We start from the raw sequence: 15,556 nt of genomic DNA, 5'->3' as shown, positions 1-15,556 counted from the left end.
AGAGATGATCAGCCTGTTTGTGGTTGGAGAAACGGGAGTTAGGAATAAGAGGTCAAAGATGGAGCGAGAGTTTTTTTTGCTGTTGTCGGGAGTTGCAACTGCATCGGCGCTGCTGGTGATTGTCGCACGCAATCCGGTACATAGCGCCTTGGCACTTGTCGCCTGCCTGGTTCAAATCGCTGCCCTTTACGTCCTTTTGGGTGCGCCCTTCCTGGCCGTGATCCAAATCTTTGTATATGTCGGCGCCGTGATGGTGCTGTTTTTATTCGTCATTATGATGCTGGATGTCCGAAAGGAATCCAAAAGGAGGTACTTGAAACACGCGCTTCTGCCCGGTGTCGTCGTTCTTGTTATCCTCTCGGGCGAACTGATTGTCTTACTGACCCAGAGCACCAAATTGCATGCCGCAATGGGGCCGGGGCAGACGATTACCACTCAGCCATCAGTGGAGGAGCTTAGTCTTTTACTGTTTCAGGATTTCCTGCTGCCGTTTGAAGTTGCCTCGGTAATCCTTCTGGTGGCCTTGATCGGTGCGGTGGTGTTGGCCAGGTCGGAGGCTGACGTAACACCTGTTCGATCTCGAAAAAATCACGGCGAGGTTCGCAGATGATCCCAACAGCCTGGTATCTGATACTTGCCGCCACGCTGTTTGTTATTGGCGGAGCCGGGGTTTTGCTGCGGCGCAATGTACTGATTGTACTGATGTCACTGGAACTCATGCTGAACAGTGTCACCATAAACCTTCTGGCTTTTGGCCATGTTCTGCAAGATTTGCGCGGCCAGATAATCGCCATTTTTGTGATCGCAATCACCGCTGCCGAGGTTGCTGTGGCCCTGGGCATTTTGGTTGCACTGCTGCGCAACAAGAACACGTTGGAAGTGGATGAGTTAACCGTCTTGAAAGGTTGAGTTTTGGAATTTCTACTGTCCATCAGACCTGTCCTTGCCATTGCCGTAAGCCTGACGGCCGCTGTTTTGATCCTTTGTCTGCGCAACCGGGCTAACCTGCGTGATGCAGTTTCGGTTGCCGCGGCTGTAGTGAAATTCCTGATCGTGATCTCTCTGGCGCCACTGGTTTTGGACGGTGGTACCCATGATTTAACATTGTTCGAGGTGCTGCCGGGGGTCGATTTTGCCTTTCGGGTCGATGCATTGGGGATGGTGTTTGCGACCGTTTCCAGCCTGCTGTGGATCCTCGCGGCGCTTTACTCAATTGGTTATATGCGCAGCCAGAACGAATACGCGCAGACCCGCTTTTTTGCCGCCTTTGCGGTGTCGCTTTCGGCGGCAGTTGGCGGTGCCTTTGCCGCTAATCTGTTCACTTTGGTCATTTTTTACGAGCTGCTTAGCCTGATCACCTATCCGCTGGTTTACCACAAAGAAGACAGTGCCAGTTGGGCGGGCAGTCGTCGCTATGTGGTCTATTTGATAGGAGCGTCCAAATCCCTGCTTCTGGCGGCACTGGCGCTGACCTATCATCTGGCCGGAACACTTGATTTTATGCCTCAGGGAGTGTTTGGCGGAACTGATGCCTCAGGGGCGCTGCTGTCAGTGGTGTACCTGTGCTACCTGTTTGGTTTTGCCAAGGCTGCAATTATGCCATTTCACGCCTGGCTGCCAGCGGCGATGGTTGCGCCAACCCCTGTTAGTGCTCTGCTCCATGCAGTGGCGGTGGTCAAAATGGGGGTATTCTGCCTGCTGCGGGTGATTTTCTACGTCATGGGCGTCGATTTGATGAGCAGCCTCGGGTTGGCAATAGCCACTGCATATCTGGTGTCTTTTACCATTGTGATGGCTTCGATCTATGCGTTGACCCGCGATGACCTGAAGGCTCGGCTGGCTTATTCGACGGTCAGTCAGCTATCGTACATCATACTGGGCGCGGTCTTGTTGACACCGATGGCGGCCGTGGGCGGTGTGACCCATATCGCGGCACACGCATTTTCCAAGATCACACTGTTTTTCTGTGCCGGGTCGATCTACTGCGCCTCACATCGTCGTAACATCAGCGATCTGGCCGGCATCGGGCGGCAATTGCCCTGGACGATGGGCGCGTTTTTCATTGGCTCACTTGGTATGATCGGCCTCCCCCCCAGTGGAGGGTTCATTAGTAAATGGTATCTGGTTCTGGGCTCGGTTGAAGCTGGAGAATTGGTTTTTCTGACTGTTCTTCTGGCCAGCGCGGTGCTGAATGCGGCCTATTTCTTACCGGTGACCTACACCGCATTTTTTGAGAAATCCAAGCCACCACAGGACCAAACGCTGGTCGCAATGCAGGACGTCCGTGAAGTTCCAATGGTGGCGGTGCCTTTGCTGATAACTGCGATTTTATCATTGGCGCTGGGTCTGAACCCTGGATTTTTCGTGGAGTTGGCGCAGTTGGTCATGCGCGGAGCGGGGTTAGGATGATTGCACGATTGGTGAATTTCTTTGGCGATGATCGATACAAGCGTTTGCGGTGGCGGTTATTGCTGCTGGTGCTGTTCCTCATAGTGCTGGCCGACGTCTTAGTGCCAAGACCACATGTGGAACATGTCTGGGATGCCATCCCCGGGTGGAGCGCCGCGTTTGGATTTATCAGCTGCGTTGCGATCATTTTTATCAGCAAGTTCATCGGCCACAGTTGCGGCATCATGCGCGATGAGGACTACTATGACTGAGTGGCTGCACCCCGCATTGATCATGGTGTTCGGTGCAGCCTTGCTGCCGATGCTGCACGACACAGGACAAAAGACCGTGTCGGTTTTGGTTCCTTTTCTGGTTTTGCTACGGATGTTGCAAATGGACGTCGGCAGCCAGGGTCAGGTCCAATTTATTGGCGTAGAGTTGGTTCTGTTTCAGGCTGACAAGCTATCACTGGTGTTCGCTTGGGTGTTTTCAATCATGGCGGTGATTGGCAACATTTACGCTTGGCATATCAATGACACTGGCCAACGGGTCTCGGCGTTTTTGTATATTGGCAGTGCTTTTGGCGTCGTGTTTGCTGGCGATTGGTTCACCCTACTTGTCGCATGGGAGGTCATGGCCTTTGCCTCGGCCTATCTGATTTTTGCATCCGCCAACCGCAAGGCTGTCGCAGCCGGTTTCCGCTATCTCATGGTGCATGTCGCCGGAGGAGTCCTGTTGTTCGGTGGCATTGTGTTGCACGGCGTCCAGACCGGCTCTTATCTGGTGGGGCCGCTGGATCATGGACAGGGCGGGCTGGCCTATAACCTGATCCTGATTTCCTTCATGTTGAATGCAGCTGTGCCACCATTAAGCGCCTGGCTCACCGATGCATATCCCGAAGCGACGGTGACCGGAGCGGTATTCCTTAGCGCCTTTACCACTAAAACGGCCGTATACGTGCTGATCCGCAATTACCCAGGTGCCGAGGTGCTGATCGGGTTTGGTGTGGCCATGGCGCTATACGGGGTTGTATTTGCGGTGCTGGAAAACGACTGCCGCAGGCTTTTGGGTTATCACATTATCAGTCAGGTTGGTTACATGGTTGCTGCCGTTGGCATGGGAACCGAGATGGCGCTGAATGGCGCGGCCTCCCATGCCTTTGCCCATATCCTCTACAAGGGATTGTTGTTCATGGGGGTGGGGGCGGTGATCCTGACGACGGGGCGGCGCAAGCTTACCGAGCTGGGAGGTTTGTACCGAACTATGCCAATGACGGTGGTGCTGTATATGATTGGCGCGTTGGCAATCTCGGCCTTTCCACTGTTCAGCGGCTTTGTCAGCAAAAGCATGATCATATCGGCGGCCGCAGGGGATCACCGTGCGGCAGTGACCCTATTATTGACCGTCGCGTCCTCCGGTACCTTTTTGCACACTGGCCTAAAGCTGCCGTATTACATGTTCTTTGGCAAAGACTGCGGCTTGCGCCCGTCTGAACCGCCCGTGAATATGTTATTGGCAATGGGGCTGGCGGCGCTGTTCTGCATTGGCATTGGCGTGTTTCCGCAGCTGTTGTACGATCTGCTGCCTTATCCGGTGGATTACCACCCTTACAGCGGCGCGCACATAACCCAGAGCCTGGGATTGCTGATGTTCACACTGTTAGCCTTTGTTCTGTGTCTGAGGTATCTGGACCCCGAGAAAACCATCAGTTTGGACACCGATTGGCTGTATCGGCGTGGCGCAACGCTCTTCATGTGGTTTGCCCACCATCCGGTTTTACTCTGGGAGAAAATGGTGGTTACTCTGGGTGACGGTGCAGGTCTTCGCATGTTGCACAGGTTGTCACGGGCGAGCCAAAAAGTTGACACCCACTTAGTTGATGCTGCGGTCAATGGGGTTGCCAGAATGGCCTGGCGTTGCGGCCTGCTGTTGCGCCAGTTTCAAACCGGGGTCGTGTCGCATTATGCGCTGGTGATGATAGTTGGGCTGATTGTGATGCTGGTGTTCCCGCTGATCGCAGCACTGGCAGCGCCATGACAGACTTGCCGGTTCTCAGCATTCTGATTTTGCTACCGGCTGTTGGGGCAGTGCTAACACCCTTTCTGCGCAAAGACCCGATTGTACGCTGGTTTTCTTTGCTGGTGCTGTTTGCTGACTTCTTGTTAGCGCTTTGGGTTTTGCTCAATTTTGATCCCAACACGGCTGCGATGCAGTTTGGTGAACACAGGGTTTGGGTGCCGTCTTTGGGTATCAGCTATCGATTGGGGATTGATGGTATCAGCGTTTGGTTTGTGGTGCTGACCAGTCTGCTGGGATGGATTTGCGTTTTGGCGTCTTGGTGGTCGATTTCCACCCGGGTGAAAGAGTTCATGACCTGCTTACTGGCGATGCAAAGCCTGATGATCGGTGTGTTCTGCGCGCTAGACATGATCCTGTTCTACATTCTGTGGGAGGCCATGCTGGTGCCGATGTATCTGATCATCGGTATCTGGGGCGGAGCCAAGCGTGTCTACGCCGCGTTCAAGTTCTTCCTCTACACGTTAGCAGGAAGCCTGCTGTTCCTGATTGGTATCCTGCTGCTTTACTTCGGTGGCGGGCAAACCTTTGATGTGCTGGCCCTGATGGAGGTACAATACCCGTTCCCCCTACAAATTTGGGTGTTCCTTGCCTTCCTTGTCGCCTTTGCCGTCAAGATTCCGATGGTGCCGGTGCATACTTGGTTGCCGGATGCCCATGTGCAGGCCCCCACTGCGGGCAGTATCATTCTTGCCGGTGTGCTGCTCAAGATGGGCGCCTATGGCTTTCTGCGTTTTTCACTGCCAATGCTGCCGGACGCCTCGCAGTATTTCGCCCCGATGATGATTGCCCTGTCCGCCGTAGCTATTGTCTATGGCGGCTTTCTTGCCTTGGCGCAGAGCGACATTAAGAAACTGATCGCCTATTCCAGTGTCAGTCACATGGGGTTCATCACCCTGGGTCTATTTACATTTGATGCCAACGGCATGTCAGGTGCAGTGATCCAGATGTTCAACCACGGTATCACCACCGGGGCGCTGTTCTTGTTCGTTGGTATAATCTACGAGCGCACACATTCACGAGACATCGCAGCTTACGGTGGATTGATTAAGGTGGTGCCGTTGTTTGGTATCCTGTTTGCGGCCTTTTTGCTGGCCTCGATGGCACTACCCGGACTGAACGGATTTATTGGTGAGCTACTGGTGTTGGCTGCGGCTTTTGGGGTCAGCGGTTGGGCCGGGGCTGCCGGGGTGCTGGGCGCCTTGGTTGGTGCAGCCTACCTTTTGGGGGTGTATCGCCAGATGTTGCTGGGTGAGGTGAAGACGCCGGGGGACGTGTTTATCTGGGATCTGGGCCGCCGCGAACTGGCCTGTGCAGCACCTTTGCTTTTGTTTGTTGTGTGGTTTGGCCTGTATCCCAAGCCATTTTTGACAATCCTGCAACCCTCGCTGGACCATCTGATGTCACAGCTTAATCCGACGGCGGTGCTCCCATGAGGAGGCCGCAATGGATCTGACGCAGATCACCTCTTCGGTCCTGGCCTCAGGCCCGGAAATCATCATCATTCTGGGCGCTTGTGTGGCATTGATGTTGTCGCTGGTGCCAAGACCGGGGCAGGGTGCATTGCTGGCGGGGCTTAGCCTGGTGATGATTGGCCTCGCCGCCGCGATGAGCCTGACATTGGCGCAAAATCCACAATCGGCTTATGGCGGAATGTTTGTGAACGATGGTTTTTCAACCTTTTTCAAAATGTTGCTCTATCTGGGAACTGCGCTGACAATTCTCATTTCTGACCGATACCTGGGCACGGAAGATGCCGCCAAAGGTGAGTACTATGTGCTGCTGTTATTTGCCCTGTCAGGTGCGATGATCATGGTGTCGGGCACAGACCTGCTGATCATCTATGTCGGGTTAGAACTGCAGGCGTTGTCGATTTATGTACTGGTTGGATTTCTGACGACAAACACGCGTTCGAATGAGGCCGCATTAAAGTATGTCATCCTCGGGGCGTTCTCTTCGGGGCTGTTTCTCTTTGGCCTGTCGCTGTTTTATGGGCTGACCGGTACCACCCAATTGGATGTTATGGGAGAGGCGTTGGATAAGGTGGACACCAGTTCGCCACTACTGGCGCTGTCCACATTGTTTTTGATTGTAGGGCTATTGTTCAAAGTTGGTGCAGTCCCGTTTCATATGTGGGTCCCCGATATCTACGAGGGTGCGCCATCACCTGTCACCGGTTTCATGTCGACAGTGGGCAAGGTTGCCGCCGTTGCGGTGATCCTGCGTCTGCTGGTGCAAGACCTGGCAATGCTTGACCCAATCTGGCGCAGTAGCGTTGAAGTCATGGCGGTACTGTCGCTCGCCGTGGGCAGCTTTGCTGCGCTTGTGCAAACCAATATCAAGCGGATGTTGGCCTATTCTTCAATTGCTCATGGCGGGTTCTTGTTGCTGGGCCTCTTGGCCGGAGGAAGCGAGGGCCTTGCCAGTGTGATGCTGTATCTGCTGATTTTTACAGTGACCAATTTGGGACTATTTGCTGTGATCGTCCTTATAAACCGAGGCGCAGGTCAGGGTGAGAAAATTCAAGACTTCTCTGGCCTGGCCAAAAGCCACCCAGGGGTGGCCTTAATGGCTTTGGTGTTCCTCTTGTCACTCGCAGGCATACCGCCGACTGGGGGCTTCTTCGCCAAGTTTTATGTGTTGGTGGCATTGGTTGATGCGGGTTTTGTATTGCTGGCAGTACTTGCGGTGCTGTTCAGCGCGATAGCTGCGTGGTTCTACCTTCGTGTCATCATGCTGATGTACATGGAAAAAAATGATCAACCGGCTGTATTTCAGGTCTCCCCTGCAATTGGATGGGCACTGATTGTCACATTCATCGGTACAGTCTTAACCGGGGTCTTGCCTGCCTGGTTTCTGGGGGTGTCAAAAGCTGCGGCAACTGCTGGACTAGGTTGAAAACGCTGGTTTTGGATTACCTTGATCTATGGGGGCCCCGCAGTGGACCAACTGCTTGTTACGGATCGTCGAGGACAAACCGGAACTCTGCCAACAAGGAAGGTGATATGCCAATTGATTTTCTGCCAGTATTCCTGATGGTGGCTGTGGTCATCGTGCTATCGGTATTTATTCTGACACTGTCCCGCTTGATCCGGCCCCACAATCCTTATCCCGAGAAGAACCGCCCCTACGAATGCGGTGTTGACCATGTGGGTGAGGCCTCTGCCGGAATGTTCAAAGTGCAGTATTTTGTCATCGCCATCCTGTTTGTAGTCTTTGATGTCGAGACCATGTTCCTGTTCCCCTGGGCGGTGGTGCTGAAGGACATGGGACTGTTTGGCTATGTCGAGATGTTTGTATTCATCGTTCTTCTGTTGGTTGGCTTTGCCTATGCTTGGATCAAAGGAGCGTTGGAATGGGTCTCCTGACAAACCGTTTTCAGGACAACGTCTTTTTCACCTCGTCAGATGCGATCATTAACTGGAGTCGTAAATCTTCACTTTGGCCTCAGACTTTTGGTATTGCCTGCTGCGCGATTGAGATGATTTCGGCTGGGTGTGCGCGCTACGATCTGGACAGGTTCGGTGTGGTGTTCCGGCCGTCGCCGCGCCAGTCGGATGTGATGATCGTCGCCGGAACAGTGACCCGAAAGATGGCACCAATTGTGCGCCGCCTGTATGATCAAATGGCTGAGCCGCGATATGTCATTGCCATGGGAACATGTGCTATTTCCGGCGGGGTCTATAATACCTATGCCGTGGTGCAGGGGGTAGACCATATTATACCGGTTGATATCCACGTTGCCGGCTGCCCACCGCGCCCAGAGGCGTTGTTACATGGGTTTGTGCAATTGCAGGAACAGATCACAGGTACCAAGGTGCTGCGTCGTCAAGACCCTGCCGATGCCGTGCTGGGACTGTCCTGATGGCCCCAACCGAGCTCTCTCTTGCCCCGGTTTTGCAGCTCTATGAGCAACGGGTTGGCATCGACAATACGGCGGCGGACATGTCCTGCCTGAAGGTGCCCCCTGATGACCTGGTTGAGCTGTGTCGTCACTTGCGCGACGACCCCTTGCTAAATTTTGATTTTCTCTCAGATATCTGCGCGGTGGATTTTCACCCCGAGGCACCGCGTTTCTTATTGGTCTACCACTTATTTTCGATCCGGCATAAGTGGCGCCTTCGGCTAAAGTGCTACTTGGGCGATCCTGCAGTTGCGCCCACTGTCACGCCGGTTTGGACCACCGCCAACTGGCACGAGCGTGAAGCCTTTGACATGTATGGTATCAAGTTCGATGGTCACCCTGATTTACGCCGAATTTACATGTGGGATGGGTTTGACGGCTATCCAATGCGTCGCGATTTTCCGCTGCGTGGATACAAAGATGACTATAACCCCATGGGCGTAGACCAACCTGTTGACTGGGGCAGCGGATGACCGACGTTACTGTCATCAATGAGGTCACAACCGACACCGGCCTGTCGCGTGAGGTATTGATGAACCTTGGTCCTCAGCATCCAAGTACCCATGGCGTATTGCGTTTGCTGCTGCAGATGGATGGCGAAATCATCGAGCGGGTGGAACCGCATATTGGTTTGCTGCACCGCGGTACTGAAAAACTGTTCGAAAGCTTTACCTACACGCAGATTTTCCCGCTGACGGACCGGCTTGACTACCTTTGTCCGCCCTCCAACAATCTGGGCTATGCCTTAGCGGTTGAAGCCTTGCTGGGCATCAAAGCACCTGAGCGGGCACAATATATCAGAGTGATCATGGCCGAGTTGTCGCGGATCTCTGGCCATTTGCTGATCACCGGTGCGCTGCCGATGGATGTAGGGGCAATGACTTCGCTGCTCTACACTATGCGCGACCGTGAAATGGTGATGGATCTGATGGAGATGATCAGTGGCGTGCGGATGCATACCTCGTTCTGTCGGGTTGGTGGCGTACGTGAGGATCTGCCCGAAGGTTGCGCCGCACGCATACTGGAGTTCTGCGATATCTTTGCAGCGCGAATATCAGACTACGAAACCCTGCTGGACAACAATCGCATCTTTCTGGCCCGGGTTGAAAACATTGGAAACATCACTGGCGAAGATGCCATCGCGCTGGGCCTTAGCGGTCCAAACCTGCGCGCGTCTGGGGTGGACTGGGACATCCGCCGTGATGAACCATACGAGATTTACGATCAGCTGGAGTTTGAGGTCATCACCCGAGACGATGGCGATTGCTATGACCGCTGGAAATGCCGCGTCGATGAGATGCGCGAAAGCCTGCGAATGATCCGCCAATGTGTGCGCCAAATGCCTGAAGGTGACATACTGATTGATGACCCCAAAATCGCCTTTCCGGTAGATAAGGATTTGCTCGCGCATTCGATGGAGACCCATATCCATCACTTTGAATTGGCCGCCTATGGGTTCAAGGTGCCAAAAGGCGAAGTCTATACAGCGATCGAGGCCCCTAAGGGAGAGTTGGGATATTACTTGATTTCAGACGGTAGCGAAAAGCCGTTCAGGCTTAAGGTGCGGGCACCGTCTTTTGTTAATCTTCAGGCCCTGACAGAGCGCACCACCAATATTAAATACTTGGCAGATGTAATTGCCATGCTGGGTAGTCTGGATCCGGTGATGGGGGAGGTCGACAAATGAGCGATGCCCGCAGCCTGACCGATATCAAGCGCGACCTCGCAACTGGGGTGCGGCAGATGAGGACGCGTTATCCAACAAGCCGCAGCGCCATAATGCCCGCCCTTGAGCTGGCACAGCAGAAATATGGGCAGCTAGAGGGCCTTACGTATCAGGCCGTGTCTGAACTGCTGGACGTGCCTGAAATCTGGGTGTTTGAGGTTGCCAGTTTCTATAGCCTTTTTGACCGGGCGCAGACTGGTCTCCACCACTTGCGCCTTTGTACAAACCTGTCCTGCATGTTGCGTGGTTCGGATGCGCTGATGCAGCACCTGCAAGACCGGCTAGCCATTAAATCTGGTGAGACAACGTCGGATGGATCCTTTACGCTTACCGCCGTTGAATGCCTCGGAGCTTGTGAAATGGCGCCAGCTCTTATGGTCGACGCCCGCTATCACGGCGATCTGACCACGGACAAACTGGATGGCCTTCTTGCCTCCCTTGCAGGTCGGCCCGCCAAGGAGGCAACATGAGTGAACTTATGCTGCTGAAAAACATCGACAATCCAGACGCGTCCAGAATTGAGACCTACGAAAAATCCGGCGGCTATCAAGGGCTGCGTACAGTGTTACGCGACTACGATCCGGATCAGGTGATCGAAACTGTGAAATCTTCAAACCTGCGCGGCCGCGGCGGGGCCGGGTTTCCAACCGGTTTGAAATGGAGCTTTGTCCCTAAGGATAACCCCTTGCCACGCTATTTGTGTTGCAATGCCGATGAAGGAGAGCCGGGCACATTCAAGGATCGGATCCTGATGGAGCGCGATCCACATCAGCTGATCGAAGGCATGGTGATTGCGGCCTACGCCATCGGGTGCAAGACGGCATACCTATATATTCGTGGCGAATACGATGTGTCGATTGAGCATTGCCAACAGGCCATCGATGAAGCCCATGCGCTGGGGTATTTGGGGCAGAACATTCTGAATAGTGGTCATTCTTTGGACATCCATATCCACAAAGGTGCGGGCGCATACATCTGTGGTGAAGAAACGGCACTGCTGGAATCTATCGAAGGCAAACGCGGCCAACCAAAGTTAAAACCGCCCTTTCCAGCAGTTGCTGGGCTGTATGAATGCCCGACAGTCGTCAATAACGTCGAAACACTGGCGTGCCTACCACATCTGTTTCGTCGTGGAGAAGACTGGTTCTCCTCAATTGGACCCAAAGATGCTCCGGGTCCAAAGCTATTCGGCCTTAGCGGCCATGTTCGAAAACCCGGGCTGTATGAGTTGCCGATGGGGATGCCCTTGGGCGAGATGCTCGAGGAATACGGTGGGGGAGCCTTGAACGGGGCATTTAAGGCAGCCATCCCTGGTGGGGTCTCGGCCCCCATGTTCCCAAGTGATTTGTTTGACGTAAAAATGGACTTCGGATCGCTGGCCGCAGCAGGCAGCATGTTGGGGTCGGCAGCGGTGATTGGGTTGGATGAAACGGCGTCGATCCCGGTGGTTGCGCGGCGTATCACCGAATTTTTCAATCATGAAAGCTGTGGCAAATGCACCCCCTGCCGTGAAGGGCTAACCTGGGCCGCCAAGATCCTGCGCCGGATAGAGGCCGGTCAGGGGCAGGTTGGGGATGTTGAACAGCTTGAAATGCTCTGCGGTGGCATTTTTGGTAAGTCCTTCTGCGCACTCGGTGATGGTGCGGCCTGGGCGCTGGGCGCAACGATCAAACATTTTAGGCATGAATTCGATGCGTTGATCGCGCCGCAAACGATGGTGAGCTGACGAAAGGGCAGATTGATGGTGACAATCACACTGGATGGGCAGCAGATCGAAGTTGAGCCCGGCACCACAATCCTGACCGCCGCCCGCTCGCACGCAATCAATATCCCTACCTTTTGCTATCAGGAGCGACTGTCGATTTCGGCTTCTTGCAGAATGTGCCTGGTCGAAGTTGAGGGCCGCAATAAACTAGAACCCGCCTGCGCCACTGCGGTCGCGCCGGACATGGTGATCCACAGTCATTCGGAAAAGGTTGTTGCCACCCGTGAGGACATGTTGGAAATGCTGCTGGCCAATCATCCGCTGGATTGCCCGATCTGCGACAAAGGTGGTGAATGTGAATTGCAGGACACTGTTTTTGAATACGGCAAAGGCAGTTCGCGGCTGCGCGATTCCAAACGAGTGTTTCGCCAGCGAGACATTGAGCTGAACAAAGTCATCGTATTCAACGCCAATCGCTGCATCCAATGCCAGCGTTGCGTACGCATATGTGAGGAAGTTGTCGGCGACGTGGCGCTTGGGACCGCTGAACGCGGGCTGGATAGCGAAATTACTGGTGTGGGCAATAGTCTGAAAGACTGCAGCCATTGCGGCAATTGCATCGAAGTCTGCCCGGTTGGCGCCCTGATGAGTGTACCGTATCGCTATAAGGCACGCCCCTGGGATTTGGTGGAAACCGAAACGATATGCAACATGTGTGGCACCGGATGCAGTTTGACGGCTCAGGTCCGAGACGGTGAGTTTAAACGGGTCAAAAGCAGTTTAGACACTGGGATCAACGGCGAGCTGCTCTGCGCCAAAGGGCGGTTTGGCTTTGACGCAATTGACGGCGGCGATCGTATTCGAGAGCCGATGATGCGCGTAAATGGTGCCCATGTCCCGGTCAGTTGGAACGAAGCAATCAGGTTTATTGCCACCAAGGCACGGGTAGTTATGGAAAGCGGTGGCCGTATTCAGGGCCATATTTCGCCGCGTGAGAGCAACGAAACCGCATATATGTTTCAAAACCTGATGCGGCGGGTGTTTGGCTCACAGGATATTCGTGCCTCCACCCGATTTAGCGGACTACAAAAAGCGGGTGCGATTGAAGCACTGGGCCATGTTGTCACCGGCTATCTGGATCGAAAACCGCTTAAATCTGTTTTGCAGGCTGAGTGCATTTTTTTGCTGGGGTCAAATATAACTCAGGAAAACCCAGTTTCCGGTTATCTGCTTCGTTCAGCGGTAAGGGACGGGAACAAGAGCCTGTTTATCGCCAGCTCCCGCCCTTGTGGCCTCGATGATCTGGCCGCTGCCTCGATGCGATTGCTGCCAGGAAATGAGGCGCAATTGTTGGGCTTGCTCATGCAGGGCGAGCCAAAGATGGCAGACAGCGCGATCGAAGAATTTGTCTCGGTAATTCAGCCGACTGTTGCAACGGCTGACAGTATTGCCTTTTTGATCGGAACCGAATTCCTGCGCTCCTCGCTGGCAGCACAGTGCCTTCGCAAGATTGCGCAAGTGGTGGACTATTTCAAAGCGCACGGTAAAACCGTATATCTGCAGTTTCTGTTCGACCGTCCAAATCAGCTGGGGCTGTGGGATATGGGCTGCCTTGATGGGGTTGCGCCGGGTTGGCAACGCAGTCCATCCTCACCAAAGACTACGAAAAATCCACCTGACCTGACCTACATTCTTGGCAGTGACCCTCTGCGGAATAGGGCCCGAGATGATCCTGCTACGTTGCCTCAACAGCACAGCACCTGCCTTGTCGTTCACACGTCTCATTACAACAAGTCCGCCGAACAGGCGGATGTGTTGCTGCCAGCCACCCCTTATGGTGAGGAAAGCGGAACCTACACCAATAACGAAGGACGAGTGCAAGTTCTGCGACCAGTTCGGGACGCGGTACAAAGCAAACCTTCGACACGGCAGGTACTTAATCTGATCGCACAAGCATTGGGGCAAGGTGCAGGACCGATTGGATCTGATCAGTTGCACGTGCCAATTGCTGCAGACTTCCCAGGGTTTGGTTCCTTTGGCGATACTGCTGATATGAGGATGGCGGCCAGGAATAGTGGTTGGCCAATCAGTGAAGGGGCTAAGGAAGCCCCAGTTATTCTGCCCGAAAATATAGATGTGAAAGATTGTCGTCGGTACTTGATCACTGGTGATAATCTGTTTCAGTCGGGTCAGTATACTGCCCACTCTGGCGTTTTGTCCTCCCTGGATGCAACTCCGTATGTTGAGCTGAACCCAGGTCCAGGGCCGGATCATGCGTTTGAAGGAATGATGGTTACGCTCTTATCCAGTGGGAACAGTTTCACCGCGCCTCTGAAAATCAACCGAAGTTTTGACAAGCAGACTGTTTTTGTTGCGGAACGGTTTTTGACCGAAGATGGCAAAACGATCCATTTTGACGGGGAATATCCAAAGCTGGTTGATGTTGTGATATCCGGACCCGAGGAGCGAGCTTCGCAAGTGTGATCAAAGCGGCTGGCTTGTCTGGGTGAGAAGCTTAGCGCCAAGAGACGTAAAACCCATTCAAAGTAGTATTTAGGCATGCTGTCGGTCGTTGAACCTTGTCGAAGGTTTGAACACGGAATGGCGCATAGTTGCGAATTTTATTGACCGATTGGTTAAATAAGTGCCTCATTGGGCAATTGATTCAACCGGGGATTGGCAGATGAATAGCAAATTTTCTATCACACGACGGGCGGTGCTGACTGGAACAGCAGCACTGGCGCTTGTGCTACCAGCGGGAATGGCCTTGGCCGGGAACGTTAAGGTCGCCGCCATATACACCCTGCCCGTTGAGCAGCAATGGATCAGTCGTATCCATCTGGCGCTGAATGCCGCCAAGGATCGCGGTGAAATTGATTACGTGTTCTCAGAGAACGTCGCCAACACCGACTATGAACGCGTAATGCGCGAATACGCCGAGCAGGGTGTGCAGCTGGTGGTAGGAGAGGTGTTCGGTTTGGAACGTGCCGCGCGCAAGGTGGCGGCGGACTATCCCGAAACCGCTTTCCTGATGGGGTCGTCCTTTGGCGCAGTCGCGCCCAACTTCTCGGTGTTTGACAACTGGATCCACGAGCCAAGCTATCTGTCCGGCATGGTGGCTGGTGCTGCAACTGAAAGCAACGTGATCGGAATGGTTGGTGGCTATGCCATCCCCGAGGTGAACCGGCTGATGAACGCCTTTATGGAAGGTGCGCGGGCGGTCAATCCGGATGTCAAATTCCTCGTGAACTTTATCGACAGCTGGTACGATCCACCCAAAGCCAAGGAAAGCGCCTTTGCAATGATGGATGCAGGGGCTGACATCATGTTCGCCGAACGGTTCGGTGTCGCCGATGCTGCGGTTGAGCGCGGCGTTAAGGCGGTTGGCAATGTGATCGACACCTCTGGCGATTATCCCAACACCATCCTGACCTCGGCCCTGTGGCACATGGAGCCCACCATTGACCGTGCGATTGCAGCCGTAGCTGGCGGCACGTTTGAGGCGGCAGACTATGGTCAGTATAGCTTTATGGGCTATGGCGGGGGGTCACTGGTGGTCGACAAGACGCTGGTCCCGGCTGAGGTGTTGACCAAGGTTGAAGAAACCGAAAAGTCGATCATGGAGGGCATGTTCCGTGTCAACGTGAACGACGAACGCCCGGTTTCGGATAAGTAATCTGAACTTAGAATAAGAGGTTGGGCCCGGCCGATAGGTCGGGCCGCGCCTGACCTTCCCCCCGGGAAGGCGCTTTGCACC

General features: G+C 54.1%; 15 protein-coding genes. All 15 read left to right on the top strand.

Annotated features, from left to right (window positions below):
• The first annotated feature begins 4 nt into the window (after nucleotides 1–4).
• The 15 genes from FEE96_RS05535 (at nucleotide 5) to FEE96_RS05465 (ending at nucleotide 15,475) form a co-directional block, all read left to right on the top strand.
• A complete protein-coding gene (locus tag FEE96_RS05535; RefSeq protein WP_212744738.1) occupies nucleotides 5–610 on the top strand; it encodes an NADH-quinone oxidoreductase subunit J in 606 nt (201 codons plus the stop codon).
• Nucleotides 607–909 carry an NADH-quinone oxidoreductase subunit NuoK gene (gene nuoK / locus FEE96_RS05530; RefSeq protein WP_138162013.1) on the top strand — a complete coding sequence of 101 codons (303 nt, stop codon included), beginning with the start codon at nucleotides 607–609 and terminating at the stop codon, nucleotides 907–909. The genes FEE96_RS05535 and nuoK overlap by 4 nt, the downstream gene beginning before the upstream one ends.
• Before the next feature lie 3 nt (nucleotides 910–912).
• The gene (locus FEE96_RS05525; RefSeq protein WP_138162012.1) at nucleotides 913–2,409 is read left to right on the top strand and encodes a monovalent cation/H+ antiporter subunit D family protein; all 1,497 of its coding nucleotides are present in this window, start codon (nucleotides 913–915) and stop codon (nucleotides 2,407–2,409) included.
• A complete protein-coding gene (locus FEE96_RS05520) occupies nucleotides 2,406–2,660 on the top strand; it encodes a hypothetical protein (RefSeq protein ID WP_138162011.1) in 255 nt (84 codons plus the stop codon). Before FEE96_RS05525 ends, FEE96_RS05520 begins: the two co-directional genes overlap by 4 nt.
• Nucleotides 2,653–4,425, top strand: coding sequence for a Na(+)/H(+) antiporter subunit D (locus FEE96_RS05515; protein WP_138162010.1), 1,773 nt, complete (start codon nucleotides 2,653–2,655; stop codon nucleotides 4,423–4,425). Before FEE96_RS05520 ends, FEE96_RS05515 begins: the two co-directional genes overlap by 8 nt.
• Entirely contained in the window at nucleotides 4,422–5,900 is a 1,479-nt protein-coding gene (locus FEE96_RS05510) for an NADH-quinone oxidoreductase subunit M (RefSeq protein WP_138162009.1), read from the top strand. Before FEE96_RS05515 ends, FEE96_RS05510 begins: the two co-directional genes overlap by 4 nt.
• Nucleotides 5,901–5,910: 10 nt before the next feature.
• Nucleotides 5,911–7,362 (top strand): NADH-quinone oxidoreductase subunit N, encoded by a 1,452-nt coding sequence (locus FEE96_RS05505; protein ID WP_138162008.1) that lies wholly within the window; start codon nucleotides 5,911–5,913, stop codon nucleotides 7,360–7,362.
• Between the two features lie 107 nt (nucleotides 7,363–7,469).
• The gene (locus FEE96_RS05500; RefSeq protein ID WP_138162007.1) at nucleotides 7,470–7,832 is read left to right on the top strand and encodes an NADH-quinone oxidoreductase subunit A; all 363 of its coding nucleotides are present in this window, start codon (nucleotides 7,470–7,472) and stop codon (nucleotides 7,830–7,832) included.
• On the top strand, nucleotides 7,820–8,329 hold the full coding sequence (locus FEE96_RS05495) for a NuoB/complex I 20 kDa subunit family protein (protein WP_138162006.1): 510 nt from the start codon (nucleotides 7,820–7,822) through the stop codon (nucleotides 8,327–8,329). Before FEE96_RS05500 ends, FEE96_RS05495 begins: the two co-directional genes overlap by 13 nt.
• Complete coding sequence (locus FEE96_RS05490; RefSeq protein ID WP_138162005.1) at nucleotides 8,329–8,841, top strand: NADH-quinone oxidoreductase subunit C; 513 nt, start codon at nucleotides 8,329–8,331, stop codon at nucleotides 8,839–8,841. Before FEE96_RS05495 ends, FEE96_RS05490 begins: the two co-directional genes overlap by 1 nt.
• Nucleotides 8,838–10,055, top strand: a complete 1,218-nt coding sequence (gene nuoD / locus FEE96_RS05485; RefSeq protein ID WP_138162004.1) for an NADH dehydrogenase (quinone) subunit D — start codon at nucleotides 8,838–8,840, stop codon at nucleotides 10,053–10,055. Before FEE96_RS05490 ends, nuoD begins: the two co-directional genes overlap by 4 nt.
• Nucleotides 10,052–10,564: an NADH-quinone oxidoreductase subunit NuoE family protein gene (locus FEE96_RS05480; protein WP_212744737.1), complete on the top strand. Its 513-nt coding sequence runs from the start codon at nucleotides 10,052–10,054 to the stop codon at nucleotides 10,562–10,564. Before nuoD ends, FEE96_RS05480 begins: the two co-directional genes overlap by 4 nt.
• A complete protein-coding gene (gene nuoF, locus FEE96_RS05475; protein WP_138162003.1) occupies nucleotides 10,561–11,820 on the top strand; it encodes an NADH-quinone oxidoreductase subunit NuoF in 1,260 nt (419 codons plus the stop codon). The genes FEE96_RS05480 and nuoF overlap by 4 nt, the downstream gene beginning before the upstream one ends.
• A gap of 15 nt (nucleotides 11,821–11,835) precedes the next feature.
• Nucleotides 11,836–14,283, top strand: a complete 2,448-nt coding sequence (gene nuoG, locus FEE96_RS05470; RefSeq protein ID WP_138162002.1) for an NADH-quinone oxidoreductase subunit NuoG — start codon at nucleotides 11,836–11,838, stop codon at nucleotides 14,281–14,283.
• Nucleotides 14,284–14,482: 199 nt separating this feature from the next.
• Nucleotides 14,483–15,475: a BMP family protein gene (locus tag FEE96_RS05465; protein WP_138162001.1), complete on the top strand. Its 993-nt coding sequence runs from the start codon at nucleotides 14,483–14,485 to the stop codon at nucleotides 15,473–15,475.
• Nucleotides 15,476–15,556: the final 81 nt, after the last annotated feature.

Source organism: Parasedimentitalea maritima (assembly GCF_005771405.1).
Classification (GTDB): Bacteria; Pseudomonadota; Alphaproteobacteria; order Rhodobacterales; family Rhodobacteraceae; genus Parasedimentitalea; species Parasedimentitalea maritima.
The sequence above is the reverse complement of the archived record's forward strand: the minus strand, read 5'-3'. Positions and strand labels throughout refer to the sequence as shown.

Coding starts and splice junctions, on each gene's coding strand:
- FEE96_RS05535 (WP_212744738.1), top strand. CDS start 5: ATGATCAGCCTGTTTGTGGTTGGAGAAACGGGAGTTAGGAATAAGAGG.
- nuoK (WP_138162013.1), top strand. CDS start 607: ATGATCCCAACAGCCTGGTATCTGATACTTGCCGCCACGCTGTTTGTT.
- FEE96_RS05520 (WP_138162011.1), top strand. CDS start 2,406: ATGATTGCACGATTGGTGAATTTCTTTGGCGATGATCGATACAAGCGT.
- FEE96_RS05515 (WP_138162010.1), top strand. CDS start 2,653: ATGACTGAGTGGCTGCACCCCGCATTGATCATGGTGTTCGGTGCAGCC.
- FEE96_RS05510 (WP_138162009.1), top strand. CDS start 4,422: ATGACAGACTTGCCGGTTCTCAGCATTCTGATTTTGCTACCGGCTGTT.
- FEE96_RS05505 (WP_138162008.1), top strand. CDS start 5,911: ATGGATCTGACGCAGATCACCTCTTCGGTCCTGGCCTCAGGCCCGGAA.
- FEE96_RS05500 (WP_138162007.1), top strand. CDS start 7,470: ATGCCAATTGATTTTCTGCCAGTATTCCTGATGGTGGCTGTGGTCATC.
- FEE96_RS05495 (WP_138162006.1), top strand. CDS start 7,820: ATGGGTCTCCTGACAAACCGTTTTCAGGACAACGTCTTTTTCACCTCG.
- FEE96_RS05490 (WP_138162005.1), top strand. CDS start 8,329: ATGGCCCCAACCGAGCTCTCTCTTGCCCCGGTTTTGCAGCTCTATGAG.
- nuoD (WP_138162004.1), top strand. CDS start 8,838: ATGACCGACGTTACTGTCATCAATGAGGTCACAACCGACACCGGCCTG.
- FEE96_RS05480 (WP_212744737.1), top strand. CDS start 10,052: ATGAGCGATGCCCGCAGCCTGACCGATATCAAGCGCGACCTCGCAACT.
- nuoF (WP_138162003.1), top strand. CDS start 10,561: ATGAGTGAACTTATGCTGCTGAAAAACATCGACAATCCAGACGCGTCC.
- nuoG (WP_138162002.1), top strand. CDS start 11,836: ATGGTGACAATCACACTGGATGGGCAGCAGATCGAAGTTGAGCCCGGC.
- FEE96_RS05465 (WP_138162001.1), top strand. CDS start 14,483: ATGAATAGCAAATTTTCTATCACACGACGGGCGGTGCTGACTGGAACA.